This window comes from Murdochiella massiliensis (assembly GCF_900059565.1).
Taxonomy (GTDB): Bacteria; Bacillota; Clostridia; order Tissierellales; family Peptoniphilaceae; genus Murdochiella; species Murdochiella massiliensis.
This window is the reverse complement of the sequence record NZ_FIZW01000002.1, coordinates 381,031-402,497: the sequence shown is the minus strand read 5'-3', so window position 1 is coordinate 402,497 and position 21,467 is coordinate 381,031. Positions and strand designations below refer to the sequence as shown.

Genomic DNA, 21,467 nt, shown 5'->3' with positions numbered 1-21,467 from the left:
CATGAAGAATTTGGAAAAAACCTATGATCCGAAGGCATTTGAGCAGCGCATTTATGCCTCCTGGCTTGCCGACGGCGATTTTACCGCCGATGCGAAAAGTAAGAAGCCGGCATACTCAATTGTCATGCCTCCTCCAAATGTTACCGGCCAGCTGCACATGGGTCATGCGCTCAACAATACGCTACAGGACATTCTGATTCGCTGGAAGCGTATGTCCGGCTATGAAGCGCTTTGGGTTCCGGGAACGGATCATGCATCCATCTCCACCGAAAGCAAGGTCGTTAAAAAGCTGGAAGCGGAAGGAAAGACCAAGCAGGATGTCGGACGCGAAAAATTCCTGGAAGAAGCATGGGCATGGTCGGAAAAGTACGGCGGACGTATTCGTGAACAGTTAAAAAAACTGGGCGTTTCCTGCGACTGGAGCCGCGAGCGTTTTACTCTTGATGAAGGGCTCTCTCATGCGGTATATCACGTTTTTGAGACGCTTTATAATGAAGGCCATATCTATCGCGGCGATCGTATTGTCAACTGGTGCCCGAGCTGCGGGACGGCGATTTCCGACGCCGAAGTGGATCATGCGGACGATGAAGGGCATCTTTGGCATATCCGCTATCCGTTTGTGGAAGGCGACGGCTATCTGACCGTGGCGACGACGCGTCCGGAAACGATGCTCGGCGATTTGGCCGTAGCGGTCAATCCGGAAGATGAACGCTATACCGCTCTTATCGGCAAAAAAGTTATTTTGCCCTTAGTGGGTCGTGAAATTCCGATTATTGCCGATGACTACGTCGATAAAGAATACGGCACCGGCTGCGTAAAAATTACGCCGAGCCATGACCCGAACGACTTTGCGGTCGGGGAGCGTCACCAACTGGGACAATGTGTGGTCATTAACACCGATGCCACCATTGCCGAAGGCTATGAACCCTATTCCGGCTTGGATCGGTTCACCGCGCGCAAGCGCATGGTGGCGGATCTCAAGGAGCAGGGCCTATTGGACCATGTTGAAGATCTCACCCATGCGGTAGGGCATTGCGAACGCTGTGGAACGGTTATCGAGCCTCTGCTTTCCAAACAGTGGTTCGTTGCCATGAAGGACTATATCCAAGGTGCGAAGAAAGCGCTGGATGACGGGGATTTGCAGCTTGTTCCCAGCCGTTTTTCGAGCATCTATAACAACTGGGTCGACAATATTCACGACTGGACCATTTCTCGTCAGCTCTGGTGGGGACATCGCCTGCCGGTCTACTATTGTGATCATTGCGGCGAAGTGGTCGTTTCCGAATCGGCGCCGGACGTTTGCCCGAAATGCGGCGAAATGGCTTTTACACAGGATCCGGACACCTTGGACACCTGGTTTTCTTCTGCCCTTTGGCCGTTCTCCACACTGGGCTGGCCGGAAAACACGGAAGATCTGCAAAAATTCTTCCCGACGGATACGCTCGTTACCGGCTATGACATTATCTTTTTCTGGGTCATCCGCATGGTCTTCAGCGCCGAGCATTTCCTCGGCAAATCGCCGTTTTCTCATGTCTATTTTAACGGCCTTGTGCGCGACGAACAGGGAAGAAAGATGTCCAAATCGCTGGGCAACGGCGTGGATCCGCTGGAAATTATTGACCAATACGGCGCGGATGCGCTGCGCTATACGCTGGTCACCGGCAATACACCAGGAAATGACACGCGTTTTTCCGAAAAGCGCGTCGAAGCCAGCCGCAACTTTGCCAACAAACTTTGGAATGCAACCCGTTTTGTGTTGATGAACGTTGAGGAAGATCACATTGACGATCTTTCGCCGGAAGAGTGGACGGTTGAGGATCGTTGGATTCTTTCTTCCCTGAACACGTTGGAAGAGACGGTCGACCAGAATCTCAGTCGCTTTGAGATCGGCTTGGCCACACAGGCAATCTATGATTTCACGTGGTTCTCCTTCTGCGACTGGTACATTGAAATGGTGAAGGAACGGCTGTATGGAGAAGATCCGAAAGCCAAACGCTGTGCATTGTCCGTTCTCCTTTATGTTCTGCGTGCGGTGGTTCGTCTGCTTCATCCGGTGATGCCCTTTATCACGGAAGAGATTTGGGCGGCGTTACCGGGAACTACGGGGAAGATTATTCATGCGCCGTATCCGACGGCGAATGATTTCTTCCGCTTTGCCCGGGAAGAAGTGGCGATTGACCGCGTATTGCGTGCGGTGACCGCCATTCGTAATGAGCGTCAGTCTCGTAATATTTCGCCGGCCAAGAAAGGTAAAGTGGTTTTTTACGCCGCAGACGACGATACGCGCAAAATTTTGGAAGAAATGAAGAGCCGTATTATGACTCTTGCCGGTGCAAACGAGGTGGAGATTCTTGCGCAGGATCCGCAGCTTGAAGGTGCAGCCACCATTGTTCAGGAACAGTTGAAAATCTACGTACCGTTAGCCGGACTCGTTGATTATGAAGCGGAGCGCGAGAAGCTCACCAAAGAAAAACAGCGAGTGGAAGGTGAAATAGCCCGCCTGACGAAAAAACTGAGCAATGCCGGATTTACCGAGAAAGCCCCTGCAGCCGTGGTCGAGAAAGAACGCGAAAAGCTGGCTTCCTACGAAGCGCTCTTGCCGGATGTGCTCCAGGCGTTGGCCGACACCGAAGCGCTGGCCAATGCGCAACATTGACGGGAAAGGGGATTCGTGTTACCATCTTACCCGGGTCATCTTGACCGAAGTAAAAATTTTGGAGGACTTAGTAACATGGTTAAAGGCACGGTTAAATGGTTTAGCGCAACAAAGGGCTACGGATTCATCTCAACGGAAGACGGCAACGATGTGTTTGTTCACTTCTCCGCTCTTCCCGACACAGGCGAATTCCGCACCTTGGATGAAGGCCAGAGCGTCGAGTTCGACATTGTCGACGGCGAAAAAGGCCCGCAAGCAGCAAACGTTCAGAAATTATAATCGGCAACGATTTTTATAGATGGATGAAATGCTACGTGAAAGAATCGGTGTCGCATGACACCGATTCTTTTTATGTCCGTTTTATGGTGAAAAAGCCGGTTGGTGGAAAGAAAGAGCCGGAAAGCGAGGGTGCGGCATGAAGAATCGAAACGGATTTCTGCGGAAGAACCGTTCTTTTCCCCGTCGAGGGATGGTGCTTGTTCTTCGCTTTTTTCTTCTTAGCCTATTCATGGTTTGCCTTACCGCCTGCGGCACAGAGGCGGATGTGGTCGCCACGCTTCATGGAAAGGTCATTTTAACGCGTGACGAACTTCTTCGACAAGCAAACGATATTGACCTTGTCTTAAACAGAGGAAAATCAACTTTGTCGAGCAAGACGGAAGAAGAGCGAGAAGAATTTCTGCTTGATGTGGCTCACCAGCTGACGATGGATAAACTGATTGAAGGGGATACGGCGCTTTCATTCGACAGTACCTCGCTATCGACGTTGGCTTGGAAGGAGGCCTTGGAACGTTTCGGCGACGAGCAGGGGCTGATGACGCAGCTGCAAAATCTGCGCTTGACCAAAGATGCCTTCCTGGACGCTTTGCGTCGTGAAGCGCAGGAACAGGCGCACCGTGCTGCTTACTTTTCTGCCCATCCTATTACAGAAGAGGAACTGCTGACTTTTTATAAGAAGAATCCGTTGCAATGCACCCTGCTCACTTATAGCCAGGTAACGGTACCTACACGAGCGGAAGCGGTGGATATGGTGGAGAAGCTGAAGGATTCCCCTCGTGAAATTGGAGAATATGAGCGTGTCGTGAACAACGATCTTTTCGAAAAGACCTCCTTCTCGCGTTTTATCGACATCGGAATAGAGGATAAGCGTGTGAGGGATTCCGCCATTTTTCAGCAGACGCTTGGCACGGTGGATTTTTACTACGATCGTGAGCAGGAACTTTATCTCGTCGTTTACGTCGAAGGACGAAAAGAGGAAATGAAGGATGTGCGAGAGGTGGTAAAGAAGCAAGTCGAGACGATGCGTTATCTCGATTACCTGAACAAATTATCGAAAGATCAGGATTTGCGCTTTTATCCGGAAGCGGTACCTTCTTCCACATGACGATAGAACAGAAAAGGGCCACAACCGTTTGCTCGAATGAAGATGATCGCTTGCCGATCTTGTATAAAATCAGTCGGAGGCGCAAAATCACGCCATTTCGGCTTGCAGTATGAATGAGTTTTGGTATAATCTAACTACAGTATTGCACTGAAATTGATTTTTAGGGAGGATAGTATGAATAAATCGGAATTAATTGCACAAATCGCAGAAAAAAGCCAGTTGACAAAAGCGGAAGCTACGCGCGCTCTGGATGCCTTCACATCGTCTGTAACCGAAGCGCTCGTTGATGGCGAAAAGATTCAATTGGTCGGCTTCGGTACATTTGAAACACGTCAGCGCAAAGCTCGTTCGGGTCGCAACCCCCGCAACCCGAAGGAAACCATCGAAATTCCGGCATCGGTCGCTCCGGTGTTCAAAGCGGGCAAGAACCTGAAAGAAGCTGTCAACAAGTAAATCATCATGGAAAGCGCATGCCGCGGCATGCGCTTTTTTTGTACCCTTTTATACCATTCCTCGTGACGGTTTCCCAAGAAGAAGGGCGTAACCGTCGGAAGAAGGGGTATAAAAAACGACAAGGAACGAGGACGACAGGTCCGTTGTTCGAAGAAAAACAACAAAAGCTATTACTTATAAGGAGGATACGATGAAAGTTGGAGTGATCGGCGCCGGAACGATGGGAAGCGGTATTGCACAAGCCTTTGCACAGGCAGGCCATGAGGTTATGCTTTCGGATATTAAAAAAGAGTTTTCCGAAGGTGGAAAAGAAAAAATCCACAAGAACTTGTCCCGCTTGGTGACGAAGGGCAAGATGGAACAGGCCGATGCCGATGCGATTCTTGCACGCATTACGCCGTGTCTCAACGATGACCTCGGCGATTGTGATCTCATTGAAGAAGCCGCTATTGAGAACATGGCCATTAAACAGGAAACCTTCAAGAAACTGGATGCCCTTTGCAAGCCGGAGACGATGTTTGCCTCCAATACCTCCTCGCTCTCCATTACGGAAGTGGGAAAAGGACTCTCTCGTCCCATTATCGGTATGCATTTTTTTAATCCCGCACCGGTTATGAAACTCATTGAGGTGATTCCCGGGTTGGATACGCCGGATGAGATGGTCGAGAAAGTGGTTGCCTTATCCCAGGAAATCGGCAAGACGCCGGTCGTCGTCAAAGAAGGTCCGGGCTTCGTCGTCAACCGTATTTTAATTCCGATGATCAACGAAGCCATTGGCATTTATGCAGAAGGCTTAGCTACAGCGGAAGGCATTGACACCGCCATGAAACTCGGCGCCAATCACCCCATGGGACCATTGGAATTGGGCGATCTGGTCGGCTTGGATATCGTTCTGGCCATTATGGAAGTGCTCTATCAGGAATTCGGCGATACGAAATATCGTCCGCATCCGCTGCTGAAGAAGATGGTTCGCGCCGGACGTCTCGGCCGCAAGACCGGTAAAGGCTTCTACGACTATACGAAGTAAACGAGGACGGTATGAAAACCAATGTGATGCGTCGCCTGGATCAGGCCAAAATTCCCTATGCGGATTTCGAATACGATACGGGGGAAGGCATTACGTACGGCGCGCATTTAATCGACAAAGAAGGGAAAGAACGGGCGCATTCTTATAAGACCCTCGTCACGAAAGGAAAGGAACCGCACGTTTTTGTCGTCCCCTCCGAGCGTCATCTGGATCTGAAGAAAGCGGCCAAGGTGGCCGGGGAAAAGAAGATCGATATGCTTCCCCAAAAAGAGTTGAAAGCGCTCACCGGTTATATTCACGGGGGATGTTCGCCCATCGGCATGAAGAAAGCGTTCAGCACTTGGATTGATGACTCGGCAAAAGAACTTTCCGTCATAGCGATCAGCGCCGGCCAGGTCGGCGTGCAGGTGGAAGTTAACCCGGAGGCACTTTCGACCATGATCGGTGCGCCCTTTGCCGATTTAACTACAGAAGAGGAAGAATAGATGGATTATCAAATCATTACGCCCGATCAATACCAGGTGTCTACTTGGGCGGGCGGGACAACCACACAGCTTTATATTGCGCCGGAAGGGGAGGACTTTAAAAAACGCACCTTTGCGATTCGCCTTTCCTCCGCGACGTTTACGGATACGCAATCGACGTTCAGTGATTTTTCCGGCTACAACCGGATGATTTTTCCGCTCGTCGGCAAACTGAGTGTCGATCATTCCTGCAACGGTAAAGCGCTCTATGAGCGTATGCTTGCTCCGTATGAGATTGAAAATTTCTCCGGATCCTGGACGACGGATTCCACGAATACGGCAGATTGTCAGGACTTCAACCTCATTACGCGCGAAGGTCTTTCTTCCCATACGGATGTTTTACATGGAGAAAAAAGCATTTCGCCCCATGAAGGAGCAACACTTTTGCTCTATTCCCGCTCCGCCTTTTCGGTCTGTGCGCAGGAAGGGAAACCGTCTAAGGAAACGAGGATTGCCGTCGACGAAGGCTGCCTGCTGGTGATTAACGCCTCGCCCGCTCTTGCTCTTTTGACCGTTAAACCCGGAAAAGAGCCCGTCGTTGTTGGAGAAGTCAGCGGACAATAGAAGGCTGGGAAAGACATGATTACGTTTAAGGAAACGATGCTAAAAAGCATTGCCGCCGGCGTGATGATCGGTATCGGCGGAGCGGTCTTTTTAGCGCAAAAGAATCCTCTGGTCGGAGCGCTCTTCTTTACCGTCGGCTTATTCACCATTGTGGAATTCGGCTTCTTCCTCTTTACCGGAAAAGCCTGCTACATTCTACAAAGCGATAAGGCGGCAGTACAGCGTCTACCGGTTATTTGGGTGGGCAACCTCCTTGGTACCGGCCTTGTCAGCCTGCTTTTGCGGACGACGCGTCTGGCTCCGGCCATGACGGAGCGTGCCGCGACAATGGTCTCCACCAAAATCGGTGATTCGCTCGGAAGTCTCTTTGTTCTGGGCTGTCTCTGTAATCTGCTCATTTATATCGCGGTGGAAGGCTACAACAAGAGTCGCTATGATCTCGGTCGCTATTTAGCCCTGTTTTTCGGCGTGGTTGTATTCATTCTTTCCGGCTATGAGCACTCTATTGCCGATATGTTTTACTTCTGGATGGGCAACGGCTGGAATGCGCAGGGAATTGCGGCGATTCTTGTGATTACGGCCGGCAATGTTGTCGGCGGGGCCTTTCTTCCGACGCTGCGCCGGTGGGCGGAAGAAGGAAAGAAAAAGTAAATGTTACTCCATAGGAACGAAATAGAACCGGCGAACGGTTTGTCGGCAAGCAATAATCGAAAAGGCGCCGGCGTAAAGAAGGGAGGCGGCTACGAAAACGTTATGGGCAAAAGAAGTCAATGCATCGATAGAAGATGAGATTTGTGCGATTTGCCACCAACTGGAAGAAAAGCACATTCTTCCGACCTTGGCCGTTGTTCGTGTCGGTGCGAAGCCGGGAGACCTGAGCTACGAAAAAGGCATTCGGAAAAAGATGAATGCCCTTTCCATTGCGGTTTGCTCGGTGACCATGGCGGAAGAGGTAAGCGAAGAGGAACTGATTCAAACCATTAATCAGCTTTCCGCCGACCGGGGAATTCACGGTATTCTGCTCATGCAGCCGCTGCCTCCGGGGATGAATGCGGATCGGGTAAAGGCGGCCATTGCACCGGAAAAAGATGTTGACGGTGCTACATTGATTAACTTGGGGCATGTTCTTGCCGGCAATGCGGAGGGCTATACCTATTGTGCGCCAAGTGCAGTCATGGCGCTTCTGGATTACTACAAGATTCCTCTTAAAGGGGCCAATGTAGTCCTCATCGGTAGTGGGTTGGTGGTCGGAAGACCTTTGGCAATGCTTCTGGCGGATCGTTTTGCCACCGTCACCATGACTAATGTCTATTCAAAAGACGTTCCCGCCATCAGCAGAGAAGCGGATATTGTTATTTCCGCCACCGGTGTGGCTGGATTGGTGGATGCCTCTTATGTGTCCGAAGGACAGATTGTGATCGACGTCGGTACCAGCCGTAAAGACGGAAAACTCTGCGGCGATGTCGACTGGGAAGCAGTTGCGCCGATCGTGAAGGCGGCTACACCGACGCCGGGCGGCATCGGCGGTATCACCACCACCGTGCTTGCCAAACACGTTGTGGATGCCTGCGCGAAGGCCAACGGAATAAAAAACTGAACAGAAAGGAAGGACGCATGGCACAGGAATTGAAATGCAGGGAACATGATGCGGTTCGCAAGGCGGTAGGAATTTATGATTTTACGCATCAATTGTTGGAAGTGACCGGAAAGGATGCAGGTGCGTTCTTAGACAAGGTTTTTGTCAACGGCTTCTCGCGTGCTAAAGTCGGTCAGGCAAAATACACCACTATGTTGGATGAAGACGGAATCATTCGCGATGACGTTATCATTTTCCGCATGGAGGAGGAATGCTATTGGATTTCGACCCTCTATATCGACAAGATGATCGCACATTTTGATCAGGTGAAACAAGACGAAGACGTTGCCTATCGCGATCGCACGAAGGAAACGTCCATGATCGCCGTGCAGGGACCGAAAGTACGACAAGTTCTCAATACCCTTCTGGGCGAGGCGGTGGACGGCATTAAGCGTTTCCACATCGTTCCCAATACGCTCGGCACACAAAAGATTTTCGTGGCACGCAGCGGATTTACCGGAGAATTAGGCTATGAGCTTTATCTTGCGCCGAATACCGTGGATGCGACGATGAAAGCACTGGAAGAAGCCGGAAAGAAATGCGGCGTCGAGGTCACTCGCATGACAACGGATGCCATTCTCACCAGCCTTCCGCGTGAAAAAGGCTATGTGCTGATGAGCGATTTGGAAGGCACCAATCCGTTGGAAGTCGGCTTTGATTGGACCGTCGATTGGAGCAAGGACTTCATCGGCAAAGAGGCATTGGACAAGGTCAAGAAAGAAGGAGCCAAACGCGCGCTTCTCGGCTTCCGTACGGAAAATGCCGAGCTATCTCTTGCTCCCGGCGCAGAAGTGCTTGCCGAGGGGAAGAGCGTCGGCAAGGTGACGATGTTCACGGAGAGTCTGACCTTGGACGGCGGTATCGGCTATGCCTTGGTGAATCTCGCGGATGTGAAAGAAGGCGACACGGTTACCGTAGCAGGCGTGAAGACGACGCTTGTGCCGCGCGTATTCTATGACGCGGACGATGAACGGATTAAAGCGTAAGACGAAGAATATCCTATAAAAAGGCCGGGACATCCAAAAAGGAGTGTCCCGGCCTTTTCGTGTCAAAAAAAGTTTAGCCGGCGTTTTACTCTCCGGAAGGAATATGCGGAAGGCTTATTCGGCTCGCACAACGCCCATCTTTACCGCGACGGCGGCGACCTCTTCGGCCACAGCGTCGGCTACACCCGCTTCAAAGGGAGCCGGAATGACGTATTCTTCCGACAGCTTTTCTTCCGGAACAAGATTAGCCAGGGCGTAGGCGGCCGCCAGCTTCATTTCTTCATTGATTTGCGTCGCATGAGCCTGTAATGCGCCCTTGAAGAGTCCCGGGAAAGCGAGCACATTGTTAACCTGGTTGGGATAATCGCTGCGTCCCGTGCCCACTACACGTGCACCGGCTTCGCGCGCATCCTCGTACGTGATTTCCGGGTCAGGATTGGCCATCGCCAACACGATCGGATCGCGGCGCATGGAGCGAACCATGTCCTTGTCGATTTTGTTCGGAACGCTGACACCGATGAAGATGTCCGCCTTTTTCATCGCTTCCGCAATGGTGAGGTCTTCCGCATCATTATTGGTGATCTGCGCTAATTCCCGATAGAGCGGATTGGTATACGTATCCGCATGCTTGCGGTTCAGAATGCCTTTGCTGTTGTAGCCATAGAAGTTTGCGATGCCGATGCGTTTGAGCATGCGGATGATGGACGAGCCTGCCGCGCCGACACCGGAAATGACCACGTTGCAGTCTTCCGCTTTCTTTCCGACCAGCTTCAGGGCATTGATGATGGCTGCCGTGGTTACGATGGCGGTGCCATGTTGATCATCATGGAAGATGGGAATATTGCATTCTTCAATCAGTCTCTGTTCAATGGTAATGCATTCCGGCGCTTTGATGTCCTCCAGGTTGATGCCGCCGTAGGTCGGGGAAATGGCTTTGACAATGCGGATGATTTCCTCCGGATCTTTGGAATCAATGAGCACCGGAACGGCGTTGACGCCGCCAAAGCGCTTAAACAGAGCACATTTGCCCTCCATGACCGGCAAAGCGGCTTCCGGACCGAGATCGCCTAAACCGAGGATGGCCGTACCGTTTGTTACCACCGCCACCGTATTGCCCTTCCAAGTATAGTTATATACGGATTTGGGATTTGCGGCGATTTCGCGACAGGGCTGTGCAACACCCGGCGAATACATCAGGGAAAGATCATCCTGATTCTCCAGGGGCGCCTTTAATTCTGTGCTCATTTTTCCTTTTAATTCGGCATGCAATGCCAAAGAACGTGCAAATACATCTTTCATGGACAACCTCCATTGCTCCGGTCGAACGCGACCGCCCTTTCTCTTCACTAATAGAGTAGCGCATTTTTCGTGGGTTGCCAAACGCATTTTGACGAGAAAAGGGTATGATAAAAGCGTAAGAAAAGGAGGAAAAATGGAGATTTCACGTGAATTATTTGACCGACTGGTCGATCTTCGCCGCACAACCAATCGGTTTATGATCGAAGCCGGTATTGAGATTATTGATGCTGATGAAGGTACAGCAACAACGAGATTGGTGACCTCGGAAGAAAAACATCAAAATCCGCAGGGCGTGGTGCAGGGCGGTGTGCTCATGACCATGGCAGACGCCGCGATGGCGACGGCGCTGGTGTCGTTTAATGATGCGGTCGCGACGGTGGATATGAATTATCATTTTTTAGGCGCGGTTCACTCCGGTGATACGGTACTTTGTCGGGCGACAATCATCAAAGCGGGACGAAAAGTCGTAGTGACCGAAGCCATGCTCTATGTGGAGGAACGGCTCATCGGTCGTGCAACGGCAACCTTTTTGCGCTCGGGTCGCAAGATGATCGAGGAATAATACCGAAGCCGAAGTGGATCGAGAAGATATTTCACGATCTCGAAAGCATTTGGTCAAAAAAGGAGCTGCACGGGACCAGTTCCCGTTCAGCTCCTTTTTTCTTCATTCGGATAAAGTAAAGCGACGAAACGACGATTACCGATCTGCACGCGCAAATGCGTTTTTCATCAAACGACTGGTCTCATTCAGCACATTGGCCAGCGCCTTATCGGTTTCTTCGCGCAGCATTTTCACGAGTTCTTCATTCGCTTCTTCCAGCAAAGCCGTCGCGGAGGAATAATCATGTTTTTCTTTGACGATTTTTTCATCCCAATGAATGAGCAGCTGATGCCCGCGCCAGGCGACGTTTTCCTGATAATGCTCGATGTGCGCGATGTTTTCTGAAAAATGCGGATCCGCCAGCGCGCCGATGAGGCGGCTCGCCCAATAGAAGCTCTCCGTTGAAACATTTTCTGGCGTGAAGGTCAGATAGGTCGGGATACGATTGACGTTCACGTAAAGCGGACAGAAGGCATTGAAGACGTTGCTTGCGAACGCAACCCATTCCACGACGCGGCAGGATTCCGGAAGATCGGGGCGAATCTGCACACAGGCCAGATGCGCATTGCGATTGATGCCGATGGGGCGGAAGAGACCGCGATTCGACGGATCACCTTTTTTCGCATACGGATCATACGGCGTGCCCTGATAATGATTGGAGAGGACTTCCTTGACGTCTTCCACGGTGATTTTGCGCTCCGGCACACGGCACCAGGGAATGTTATTCGCCATGGGGGTGTAGTCCGCATCCGGACCGTCCCATTTTGTCTCAGTGGGATTGAAGAAGCGCTGAACAATCCATGCACGCGGTGTGTTATAGACATGGTCGGCATCCGAATGACTGCCATAGGCATCGCGCGGATTAAAGGCGTCTCCGTAGGAAAGATTCAGATGATGCTTTTCGGTAAATGCCTTGAGATCCGCCGAGCAAAGAAAGTCCTTCTGTTCGCCGTAGGCATCTGCAAAATCGAACGTATCCAGTCCTAACTGATTCGGCATGACGACATAGCTGTCCTCCGGCACGCGGCGCGCCATCCAATGATGCCCGCCGATGGTTTCCAGCCACCAGATATCGTTCACATCCTGGAAGGCGATGCCGTTGTTTTCGTAGGTTCCATAGGTTTCGAGCAATTCGCCGAGGCGCAAAACCCCTTCACGCGCACTGCGAATATAGGGGAGAATGAGCGTAACGAAATCTTCTTCGCCGATGCCGCCCGGCACTTCTGCAACGTAATTGGGATCGCCTTCTTTTCCTTTTGCCGGAATGCGCTCCACCATGGGATCCGCACCCTGCACGCGAGGATTGGTCGTGAGGGTTTCCGTTGCCGACATGGAAACGTTCAAGGCATTTACGCCCGCTGCCGCCCACTGGCCGTCCCGTAAACGGGCATCCGGCATCGCCGTATAACGCAGCGGATTTTCAGGCAGAGGAATTTCCACATGGGAAATGACGGATTTGTATACCTTCGGCTGCTGTTCCGGCAGAACGACATCCAGACGCTTTTCCGTAAACCCGATACTTCCGCAATCTTCGTTGCGTGCAACCAGTGTAGAGCCGTCATAACTGGCTTTTTTTCCGACTAAAATGGTGGTACAAGCCATTTGTTTTCCTTTCTGTTTAGGTTCTTCCTGTTCTATATTTCCGTAGGGTTATCGGACAAAAAAAGAGACCGGATAACCGATCTCATTATAGCCGTCTTCTGTTTCCGTTGGCAAAGGAAGAAGGAAGCCCAGATTAACGAATTTCCTGCATGAGCGCCTGCATGACGTCATAGGAGGGCATGGGCATCACGCCGGTAATGTCCTTGGGTACGCCTTGCACCGAGAAAAGCGACGGATCCGCGGTTCCGGCGACAATGGTGCGAAAGCCGTGATTTTTCCATGCCATGGCTTGTACTTCTTTCGAAAGCAGAGCATCCAACCCCAATTTGCCGTTCTCCGTCAGGGCGATATACACGTGATCCGACCAAACCGTCGGCGTCGGGTATAGAAGCACCAGATCATCGCGCACTTGACGGAATAGATCCGGCTCCATGCGCGTCAGCTCAAGAATCTGATTTTCGTACCCGGCGACGATGGGGTAGGCGCCGACGCCCTGCTTGAGAAATTGATTAAACATATCGGCCGAAGAGGACTGCATATGCCCGATCTCCTGGTAAATTCGACGAATGGGCTCCCTTACCTGATCGAGTGTGTCCGGTGTAACCACTTTGCCGTCATTCAGGCTGTTGGCCAAAAGACCTAAAAACATATTGCCGGAATTAGAGGCGTTAGGGTCGGTGGTATCCACCAATACGTTGCCGTAAAGTTGTGGAAGACCAAGGCTTTCCCAAGAAGTGCCGTCGGCAATGAGCAAGGCCAGCTTTTTCATATTAACGTAGTAGATACCGTCACTTGTGGTCACAATGCCTTTTTTCTGCAGGGCATCGACGACCATTCTGCGCGAATAAAGTACCAGCGGGGTGTTGAATACGATGTCACTTGCAACGGATGTTCCCCCTTGTTCTTTATATATTTCAGCTGCCATTTTGCTGGCCGGAAACAGATAGTCGTACTGTTGTGCATTTTGATTTTGTGCGGTTTCGGTGACCATAGCGATGGAGCCGGCTTTGCGATAATCCACCGTAAGATGGCTCTTTTTCATCATGTCCAGAAACTCCTGACTTTGGAACAGTCCAATTTTTTCACCGCCTAAAAGGCCGTTGATCGCTACTTCTTTCGGCCGATTCGCAACGAAGAAAAGGTAAATCGCCGCAAAGACGGCAACAATACCGACTATGCCGACGCCGATCCATTTATTGCGATTCATTTTCGTCCTCCTCCCATCGTGATGGTTTTTTCCAATAACTCCGATTCTTCCGCCAGATTTTGCATGGCATCGCGATGGTAGCCATCACGTTGACTGACGAAGATGGTATGCAGATAGTCAACCGATGCTGCCGTTTGCTCTCGAATCGCGATGAACTTATCCTCGGAAAGATGTGCGTTTTGCATTTCCACATAGTTTTGAAAAATGCGGTTTGCGGTTTCCAAATAGTAGGTTAAAAATTGACGGGAAGGCAAAATCTTTTCAGGATGGCGGGTGAGATAATAAAAAATGTCCGCACCCACACGAACCAGTTCATCCGCTTGTTTAAAGAGTTTTCCGTCGGTGATGCGATATTGCCACTGTCGCATTTCATCCATGGTTTTACGCGCTTCGCGATAGAGAGCGAGCGCATCTTCACCATGTTCCAGACGATCAATCGGCGTGGTTCCTATGCGCTCTACCGACTTTGTCAGAAATTGAAGAGCGACGGTAATGCCGATTCCCGGAACAAGAGCAATTGGAAAAGGCCAATGCAAGACAAATAACAGGATCAGGAAAAGAAAGGAGCCGACAAGACCGGAAAAGACAACTTTTCCCGTGCCCCCTTTTGGCACGGCTCCGGTCGATGCTTCCTCCTCTTCCCGTCGGCGTTTTTGCTTTTCTGCAGAAAGAAACTGTTTTATGCGATCCCACAACGCCATCAGTTGTACCCCTTTACCGTACGGAAGGATTGGATCAGGTCTTCGCGTCCGTCAAACACCCGTGCTTTGGACATCTCCGCAAGGCCATTCATCTCCTCTTCACTGGCATCGCCGAACAGGATGGAGAAAATGGGAATGTCGAGGCCCCGCTTTTCATAGGAGGCGTCTAAAGCTGCAGCGGTCATGGATCCATTGGCCATGCCGTCCGACATGACCACGATGGCGGGAATGTAGTTATCGAGCTCACTGCGGCGCTCATCCAGGTAGTTCAAGGCATACTCCACCGCTTCATAGAGAGAAGTGGCTCCTCTTGGCGAAAAACTCCGAGCATAGGTGTACAGCTCGCTGGGATCCTTTCCGGTGACCTCTTTCGGTTGATAGACCTCTGAAGAAAACGGAAGGAGTACGGTTCGATCCTTACTCGTTCCCTGCAACAGGTTTTTCTTCGCATTTTCCGGCACCAAAATTTCGCTCAGTGCGTACATCATGGCGTTATATCCTGTTCCACTCATGCTTCCGGAATAGTCCAGCACATAGACGGTGTAGGCCGGTTTTTTGAAGCTGGACTGATAGAGTTCCAGTGCTTGTGTAATGACCGCGTTTTGAGGTAGACGGATGGGCGAAAGAAGACGATCCGCTTGAATGCCCCATTCCTTTTTGAAAATAGAAAGATTGGCCGGGCTGATTTTTCCAAAAGCATTGCGCTTTCCGGTGCGTTCGATCTGCTGCTGCCCTTCGTCACTCAGTAGATAGGCTTGGAAAGCGAGAAAGTCCTTTTCTTTCTCAGCATCACCTTTATCCACATAGGCAAGGGGAGAGTCGGAAAGGGAGATCCCGTCCACGGGGTAGACCGCCGTCAGCGTTTCCTGACCACGGCGTTCTAACTCCTGATTGGTTTGGATGATCAGTTGCTCATAATTGACCATGGCGTCATAACCGCCCTGCAAAAACAAATCGACAAGCCAGTTGGATGAGCCTGAAGAACGATTGACACCACTGAGAAAAGCGGTAATGCGCTCCTGCAACACGGGATCCTCCAGATCCTCTTTTGTGATGCCATCTTGCGGAGTACGGGAAAGAGCGGTTAAAAAGGCCAGATACGCGCTTGCCCCGGAATTGGATTGCGTTGCGGAAGTCATAGCGAATTTTAGTTTTCCGCTAGTGATGCTCTGTTCAATTTCGGTCATGGTAACATCATTTCGTCCGGCAAAGCCAAGCTCTTTTGCCAGTGACTGGCGAATGCCAAAAATAACGGGAGTGACGGCAATGGTTTCCATGTGCTTCAGCGTGTGGCGGGTATCTCCCATGTTCAGCCATAGAAGCGAAGCCGGCCAAACGGCATCGTACGGGTTTTCTTCTTGCTCAATCAGGCGCATGATATCCAGCGAGCCGAGGTAATCCATCTGGATGCGCTTGCCGCTCTTTTTCGTATATTCTTCAATAATCGGTTCCAACACCTTCATTTCGGAACCGGCGACAATTTTCAGAGGGTCACCGGATCCCGAATTCGTGGTGAAATCGGCCCTGCTTTTATTTCCCGTGGGGGATAATTCGTCAGGAGGGATAAGCGCATCGCAGGAAGTAAGTACCAAAAGAAAGGCCAAAAGAAGAACCAACCAGGACGATTTTTTCATGAGTTTTCCTTTCGCTTCAAGTAAATACGGAAGATGTTTCAACGTAGAAAAAGCAAGGGGTTGCTTTCATTATAACGAATAAATGGCGGAAAATAGCCATTGTAGGGGTGTGCTATGTTAAGTTCCCGTGAGCTTTTCGTTATAATGGAGTTAGACAAAGCAATGACGTTATAATGGAGTTAGAAGAAGCAATGACGGTGATAGACAAAGTGAAAAAGGAATAGGGTAAGAATGTCCGGAAGAAAAAGGCAGGGAAAACCGGGTTAGGCCAGCCTGAAACGAAAGGAGCGATCATGGATTGTCTGTTTTGTAAAATTTCCAACGGAGAAATACCGACGGAACTGGTGTATGAAAATGAGGATGTTGCTGTATTTCGTGATATTTCGCCCATGGCGCCGGTTCATCTTCTCTTTGTGCCGAAAAAGCACATCGCCTCGGCCAATGCTTTTGCCGACGGGGAAGATGCATCCATTGTCAGCCGTATTTTTGAGGCGATTGCCTACGTTGCGAAACGCGACGGCTTTGCGGAAAGCGGTTATCGCGTGATCAGCAATTGCGGAAAAGACGGGGGACAGAGTGTTGATCATCTCCACTTTCATGTTCTGGCGGGAAAACCCATCCGCTTTCCGGGCTTTGATGCGTGATGATCGTCGGCGGAGGGAATGGTCGGCGTTTAACCATTCCTTTTTTCGTCCGCTTCCGACGGCGGAAAATCGCGGTTGACTTTTCTTATGCTCATCGCTTATAATTCAAGTTACGAATTTAACCCGAGGGGGGTGAAAAAATGCCGGAGATTCGCGTCGGAGACAATGAATCCATTGAAAGTGCTCTGAAGCGGTTTAAACGTTCCATCGCTCGCGCAGGCACTTTAGCCGAGTATCGCAAGCGTGAACATTACGAAAAGCCGTCCATCAAGCGCAAAAAGAAGTCGGAAGCGGCTCGTCGTAAAAATCGTAAACGGTAAGTCTTGTAAAGGTGGCATCTGAAGGATGCCATCTTTTCCTTTTTATACCGTACCTTTTTCTCTGCCTTATGGTTTTGCCATTCTCCGCTTTGTGCTGATTGGCTTTGTTCCCAGCTGCGAAACGAAGATAATTGTCGGAAACGGGTACGAGTAAGACATCAGAATAATCTGGAAAGGACATTGACCATGGGTGACAATTTTGTTGCAATACCGGTTCTTCTCATTGCTATTTTTCTGCTGAGCATTTTCTTTGTATTTGTGCCGGTGGGATTATGGATTACAGCGCGTTTTTCCGGGGTGCCGGTAAAAATCAGCGACCTCGTTGGTATGCGTCTGCGCCGCGTAACCCCATCGCACATCGTCAACCCGTTAATTAAGGCCACAAAGGCCGGTCTCTCCCTGCAGTTGAACGAGCTGGAGGCGCACTATCTGGCCGGCGGAAATGTGAACCTTGTCGTGGATGCACTCATTGCGGCTCAGCGTGCCAACATTGATTTGAGTTTTAAAGAAGCCACGGCCATTGATTTGGCCGGACGAAACGTATTGGAAGCCGTGCAGGTTTCGGTCAACCCCAAAGTGATTGAAACGCCGGAAATCGCTGCCGTAGCCAAGAACGGCATCGAAGTACAGGTAAAGGCCAAAGTTACCGTGCGTGCGAATATTCAGCGCTTAGTCGGCGGTGCCGGCGAAGCGACCATTATTGCGCGTGTTGGCGAAGGTATCGTTACGACGGTAGGCTCCTCACAGACGCATTCCGCTGTGCTGGAAAATCCGGATTTGATTTCGCAGACGGTGTTGAACAAAGGGCTCGATTCCGGTACGGCCTTTGAGATTCTTTCGATTGACATCGCCGACGTCGACATTGGCCGCAATGTCGGAGCGAAATTGCAGATGGAACAGGCCGAGGCTGACAAGCGCATTTCTCAAGCGAAAGCCGAGGAACGCCGCGCACAGGCGGTCGCTTCCGAGCAGGAGAACCTTGCGGAGATTCGCCGTCAACGCGCCAAGGTCGTTGAGGCGGAAGCCCTTGTGCCGGAAGCACTGGCAAAAGCCCTTAGTGAAGGCCGCATGGGTGTCATGGATTACTATGAAATGCAGAATATGATTTCCGACACGCGTATGCGCCAATCCCTCGCCGGTGAAGAGCAGAAGCCGGGAGCGGATCCCACACAGAATGCCTGAGGCTGATCATGAACGGAATGAAGCAAGGAGATTTTTTGCTGGATCTTTTCGACGAGTTTTGGAACAGCCACGCCATCAAAAAGACGCCCACAGCATCTTCAAAAGTTTCCCGTGATTCTTCAAAGAAATCGCGATCTTTGCAGGAAGGCGAACGCATCGTTCCGCCGGTGATTTCGATGGAAGGGGAACGCATCGTTCCGCCGGTAATTTCCATGGAAGGGGAAGGCATTGTGCCACCAGTGATTTCCATGGAAGGGGATGGCATTGTGCCACCGGTGATTTCCATGGAAGGGGAAGGTGTCGTACCGCCGGTCATTTCTATGGAAGGGCCACCCGAAGAACCAGTGGCGGAAGATAAAGACAAACGAAAACAGAACGCGGTATCGAAAAGAACGGAAGAAGTGCCTTGTTCGCCGCCGCTTCCACGTCTTGCTCGGGAGCTGTCGACACCGAACGGAACGGAGAGAAGGGCATGGCTGACGCAGGCCGTTGTGGCAAAAGAACTGCTCAGCACACCGGCTGAGCGGCGAAAAGCACGACACGAAAGGATGATGAGGCGTTTGCACCGCCAAAGAGGGGAGTAATACGGACGCATGAAAAAATTGCTTTGGACGAACAATGAGCATTCTTCAAAGGACTGGGCGGCTCTTTTCGGTGAGCTGAATGCGCACGCGAAGGCGATAGAAAATACATTCGCCATCAAGATGAAGCTGACCGATAACGCTTTGCAGCTCAGTGGCGAAGAATATGAAATGGAAGCTGCTCAGGCCGTCATGGAACAGATGTTTGCCGTTATCGCCCGACAGGGCTACATTTCTTCCGAAGAGCTTGCCTATCTTTTGCAGATGCAGAAGGAACATGAGGATGTGCCGGTGGAAAAGCTGCTTACCGACATCATCACCACTACCGCACAGGGAAAGCCCATACGCGCAAAAACGATTGGACAGAAGCAATACGTCGACGCGATTGCCCATAACGGCTTTACGTTCGGCATCGGTCCCGCGGGTACAGGAAAAACATACCTAGCGGTGGCCATGGCGGTCAAGGCATTCAAAAACAATGATGTTCAGCGCATCATTCTCACGCGACCGGCTGTGGAAGCCGGGGAAAGTTTGGGCTTTTTGCCTGGCGATTTACAGGAAAAGATCGATCCCTATCTGCGCCCGCTCTACGATTCCCTGTATGAAATTCTGGGTGCGGATGCGTATCTGAAACTCAAGGAGCGAGGCCAGATTGAGGTGGCGCCCCTTGCCTATATGCGCGGCCGTACACTGGACAATTCCTTTATCATTCTTGACGAAGCACAGAATACCACCAGTGCCCAGATGAAGATGTTTTTAACGCGCATGGGCTACGGCTCTCAGGCCGTTATTACCGGTGATGTCACCCAGGTGGATCTTCCCCAGGGAAAAACGTCCGGATTAAAAACCATTCAGCACATTCTTCAACACGTGGATGGTGTGGCCTTCTGTACATTTCATCATGCCGACGTTGTGCGCCATCCGCTGGTACAACGCGTCATTGAAGCGTTCGAACGCTACGAAAACACACAGGAAAACGGAAAATCGCACGCATCGTCCGATCCCGGGACCAGTCGGTACAACCGCAAGGAAGCGTCTGCTGAGAAAACGGATGGGAAGAGGAAAAAAGCATGAATCTGCTCGTGGATAATCGCGATCCCGCGCTTGCTTGGGACGATACTAAGGCAAAGGCGCTTGAAAATGCGCTGCAGGTTGCTTTACAGACCCAACACGTGCAGGATGACGTTGAAATCTCGCTTTCGTTTGTGACCGGGGAAGAAATTCGCGAACTGAATGCGCAGTATCGCGGTAAAGATAGCGAAACGGATGTGCTGAGCTTTCCTGTATATGAAGCGGAACAAATTCCCATACTCCGCGAGGAAGGAAAACTCGATGTTTTAGGCGATATTGTCATCAATATGGAACGGGTTCGAGCGCAGGCGGAAGAATTCGGTCACAGCGAAGAACGGGAAACCATCTATCTGGCCGTACACTCGCTGTTGCATTTGTTAGGCTATGATCACGAAGAGGAAGACGATAAACGTCGGATGCGTCATGAAGAGAAACGAATTATGCGAACACTCGGCTTTTCTCAACCGTTTCATTCCGGTTATGTTGCGGTGATCGGGCGTCCGAATGTCGGAAAATCCACGCTGATCAATCGCCTGCTGGGGGAGAAGCTCTCCATTATCTCGAATAAGCCGCAAACCACCCGACATAAACTGCAGTTCATTTTTACCGATGAACGCATGCAGGCCATTTTTCTCGATACGCCGGGGGTGCAGATTCCGAAGAATGCCTTAGGAGAAACGATGCTCAGACTCTCGCGCGAGGCGCTTGACGGGGTGGATCTCTGCCTTTTTGTCACCGACGTTTCTTCGCGTATCGGGCCATTGGATCGCCAAATCCTGGATCGTCTAAAAACACTTGACACCATTCCTTTAGTGTTATTGCTCAATAAAACGGATCTTTCTCCGGCGGAAACGGTAGAGGCGGAAAAGCGTCGCTACGAGGAACTGGATCTTTTTCGCGCTGTTTTGCCGATTTCCGCCAAAGAGCAGGAAAATATGGATGAACTGCTTGACCTGATCTATCGCCTTCTACCCGAAGGACCACAGTATTTTCCGGACGATATGGTTACGGATCGCTCTGAACGTTTTATCATTACCGAAATTATACGTGAAAAGTGTTTGTACCATATGCAGGAAGAAATTCCGCACGGCATTCACGTCGGCATGGATGCCATGAAAAAGAGACCGGATCGTGAATTATACGATATTTTCGCTACGATTTACTGTGAGAAACCTTCTCATAAAGGCATGGTTATCGGCAAAGGCGGAACCAAACTCGGCCGCATCGGTCGTGAGGCGCGAAAAGACATTGAAGCGCTCTTGGATTGCCCGGTCAACTTGAAGCTCTGGGTGAAGGTGGATAAAAACTGGCGAAAAAACAAACAGAAAGTGAATCGTCTGGGCTTTGATTGAGTCCAATACAACGTGGTGAAAACCGCAGTTTAAGGAAGAACGG

At 50.8% G+C, this 21,467-nt stretch carries 22 protein-coding genes and 1 pseudogene; 18 read left to right on the top strand and 5 right to left on the bottom strand.

Translation table 11 applies throughout. The features are described from left to right. Position 1 precedes the first annotated feature (1 nt). The 11 genes and pseudogenes from BN3910_RS03460 (at position 2) to BN3910_RS03415 (ending at position 9,230) form a co-directional block, all read left to right on the top strand. A complete protein-coding gene (locus tag BN3910_RS03460) occupies positions 2–2,656 on the top strand; it encodes a valine--tRNA ligase (RefSeq protein ID WP_066924362.1) in 2,655 nt (884 codons plus the stop codon). 75 nt (positions 2,657–2,731) lie between these two features. Next, a complete protein-coding gene (locus tag BN3910_RS03455) occupies positions 2,732–2,935 on the top strand; it encodes a cold-shock protein (RefSeq protein ID WP_066924359.1) in 204 nt (67 codons plus the stop codon). A gap of 136 nt (positions 2,936–3,071) precedes the next feature. Further along, positions 3,072–4,040: a hypothetical protein gene (locus tag BN3910_RS03450; protein ID WP_066924351.1), complete on the top strand. Its 969-nt coding sequence runs from the start codon at positions 3,072–3,074 to the stop codon at positions 4,038–4,040. A 156-nt stretch (positions 4,041–4,196) separates the two neighbouring features. Then, positions 4,197–4,493 (top strand): HU family DNA-binding protein, encoded by a 297-nt coding sequence (locus BN3910_RS03445; protein ID WP_262361710.1) that lies wholly within the window; start codon positions 4,197–4,199, stop codon positions 4,491–4,493. A 190-nt stretch (positions 4,494–4,683) separates the two neighbouring features. Further along, positions 4,684–5,520 carry a 3-hydroxybutyryl-CoA dehydrogenase gene (locus BN3910_RS03440; RefSeq protein WP_066924347.1) on the top strand — a complete coding sequence of 279 codons (837 nt, stop codon included), beginning with the start codon at positions 4,684–4,686 and terminating at the stop codon, positions 5,518–5,520. An 11-nt stretch (positions 5,521–5,531) separates the two neighbouring features. After that, on the top strand, positions 5,532–6,005 hold the full coding sequence (gene ybaK / locus BN3910_RS03435) for a Cys-tRNA(Pro) deacylase (RefSeq protein WP_066924345.1): 474 nt from the start codon (positions 5,532–5,534) through the stop codon (positions 6,003–6,005). Further along, positions 6,006–6,608, top strand: coding sequence for a HutD/Ves family protein (locus BN3910_RS03430; protein WP_066924343.1), 603 nt, complete (start codon positions 6,006–6,008; stop codon positions 6,606–6,608). 15 nt (positions 6,609–6,623) lie between these two features. Continuing rightward, positions 6,624–7,259, top strand: a complete 636-nt coding sequence (locus tag BN3910_RS03425; protein ID WP_066924341.1) for a formate/nitrite transporter family protein — start codon at positions 6,624–6,626, stop codon at positions 7,257–7,259. 118 nt (positions 7,260–7,377) lie between these two features. Continuing rightward, positions 7,378–7,692, top strand: a pseudogene (locus BN3910_RS08005) (tetrahydrofolate dehydrogenase/cyclohydrolase catalytic domain-containing protein); the annotation flags it as partial. A 21-nt stretch (positions 7,693–7,713) separates the two neighbouring features. Continuing rightward, a complete protein-coding gene (locus BN3910_RS08000; RefSeq protein WP_262361709.1) occupies positions 7,714–8,205 on the top strand; it encodes a bifunctional 5,10-methylenetetrahydrofolate dehydrogenase/5,10-methenyltetrahydrofolate cyclohydrolase in 492 nt (163 codons plus the stop codon). Between the two features lie 17 nt (positions 8,206–8,222). Beyond that, positions 8,223–9,230 carry an aminomethyltransferase family protein gene (locus BN3910_RS03415; protein ID WP_066924337.1) on the top strand — a complete coding sequence of 336 codons (1,008 nt, stop codon included), beginning with the start codon at positions 8,223–8,225 and terminating at the stop codon, positions 9,228–9,230. Between the two features lie 114 nt (positions 9,231–9,344). Here the strand turns inward: BN3910_RS03415 and BN3910_RS03410 are convergent, their stop codons facing one another. Then, the gene (locus BN3910_RS03410) at positions 9,345–10,529 is read right to left on the bottom strand and encodes an NAD(P)-dependent malic enzyme (RefSeq protein ID WP_066924335.1); all 1,185 of its coding nucleotides are present in this window, start codon (positions 10,527–10,529) and stop codon (positions 9,345–9,347) included. A gap of 133 nt (positions 10,530–10,662) precedes the next feature. Between BN3910_RS03410 and BN3910_RS03405 the strand changes: the two genes are divergently transcribed. Then, a complete protein-coding gene (locus BN3910_RS03405; RefSeq protein WP_066924333.1) occupies positions 10,663–11,091 on the top strand; it encodes a PaaI family thioesterase in 429 nt (142 codons plus the stop codon). A gap of 135 nt (positions 11,092–11,226) precedes the next feature. Here BN3910_RS03405 and BN3910_RS03400 read toward each other — a convergent pair whose 3' ends face one another. The 4 genes from BN3910_RS03400 to BN3910_RS03385 all read right to left on the bottom strand — a co-directional run bounded on the left by BN3910_RS03400 (position 11,227) and on the right by BN3910_RS03385 (position 16,274). Further along, on the bottom strand, positions 11,227–12,732 hold the full coding sequence (locus BN3910_RS03400; protein ID WP_066924331.1) for a C69 family dipeptidase: 1,506 nt from the start codon (positions 12,730–12,732) through the stop codon (positions 11,227–11,229). 133 nt (positions 12,733–12,865) lie between these two features. Further along, positions 12,866–13,939 carry a type 2 periplasmic-binding domain-containing protein gene (locus BN3910_RS03395; protein WP_066924328.1) on the bottom strand — a complete coding sequence of 358 codons (1,074 nt, stop codon included), beginning with the start codon at positions 13,937–13,939 and terminating at the stop codon, positions 12,866–12,868. Further along, a complete protein-coding gene (locus BN3910_RS03390; protein WP_066924325.1) occupies positions 13,936–14,640 on the bottom strand; it encodes a 5-bromo-4-chloroindolyl phosphate hydrolysis family protein in 705 nt (234 codons plus the stop codon). Before BN3910_RS03390 ends, BN3910_RS03395 begins: the two co-directional genes overlap by 4 nt. Continuing rightward, on the bottom strand, positions 14,640–16,274 hold the full coding sequence (locus BN3910_RS03385) for a substrate-binding and vWA domain-containing protein (RefSeq protein WP_066924323.1): 1,635 nt from the start codon (positions 16,272–16,274) through the stop codon (positions 14,640–14,642). Before BN3910_RS03385 ends, BN3910_RS03390 begins: the two co-directional genes overlap by 1 nt. 293 nt (positions 16,275–16,567) lie before the next feature. Here BN3910_RS03385 and BN3910_RS03380 point away from each other — a divergent pair, with 293 nt between their 5' ends. From BN3910_RS03380 to era, 6 genes are all read left to right on the top strand, one after another. Then, positions 16,568–16,918, top strand: coding sequence for a histidine triad nucleotide-binding protein (locus tag BN3910_RS03380; protein WP_066924321.1), 351 nt, complete (start codon positions 16,568–16,570; stop codon positions 16,916–16,918). A 140-nt stretch (positions 16,919–17,058) separates the two neighbouring features. Further along, entirely contained in the window at positions 17,059–17,238 is a 180-nt protein-coding gene (gene rpsU / locus BN3910_RS03375) for a 30S ribosomal protein S21 (RefSeq protein ID WP_066924319.1), read from the top strand. Positions 17,239–17,424: 186 nt separating this feature from the next. Further along, positions 17,425–18,420: a flotillin-like protein FloA gene (floA, locus tag BN3910_RS03370; protein WP_066924317.1), complete on the top strand. Its 996-nt coding sequence runs from the start codon at positions 17,425–17,427 to the stop codon at positions 18,418–18,420. 8 nt (positions 18,421–18,428) lie between these two features. Further along, positions 18,429–19,004: a hypothetical protein gene (locus BN3910_RS03365; RefSeq protein WP_148417320.1), complete on the top strand. Its 576-nt coding sequence runs from the start codon at positions 18,429–18,431 to the stop codon at positions 19,002–19,004. Positions 19,005–19,013: 9 nt separating this feature from the next. Further along, positions 19,014–20,075, top strand: a complete 1,062-nt coding sequence (locus tag BN3910_RS03360; protein WP_066924312.1) for a PhoH family protein — start codon at positions 19,014–19,016, stop codon at positions 20,073–20,075. Next, entirely contained in the window at positions 20,072–21,424 is a 1,353-nt protein-coding gene (gene era / locus BN3910_RS03355; RefSeq protein WP_075967982.1) for a GTPase Era, read from the top strand. Before BN3910_RS03360 ends, era begins: the two co-directional genes overlap by 4 nt. The last annotated feature ends 43 nt before the right edge of the window (positions 21,425–21,467 follow it).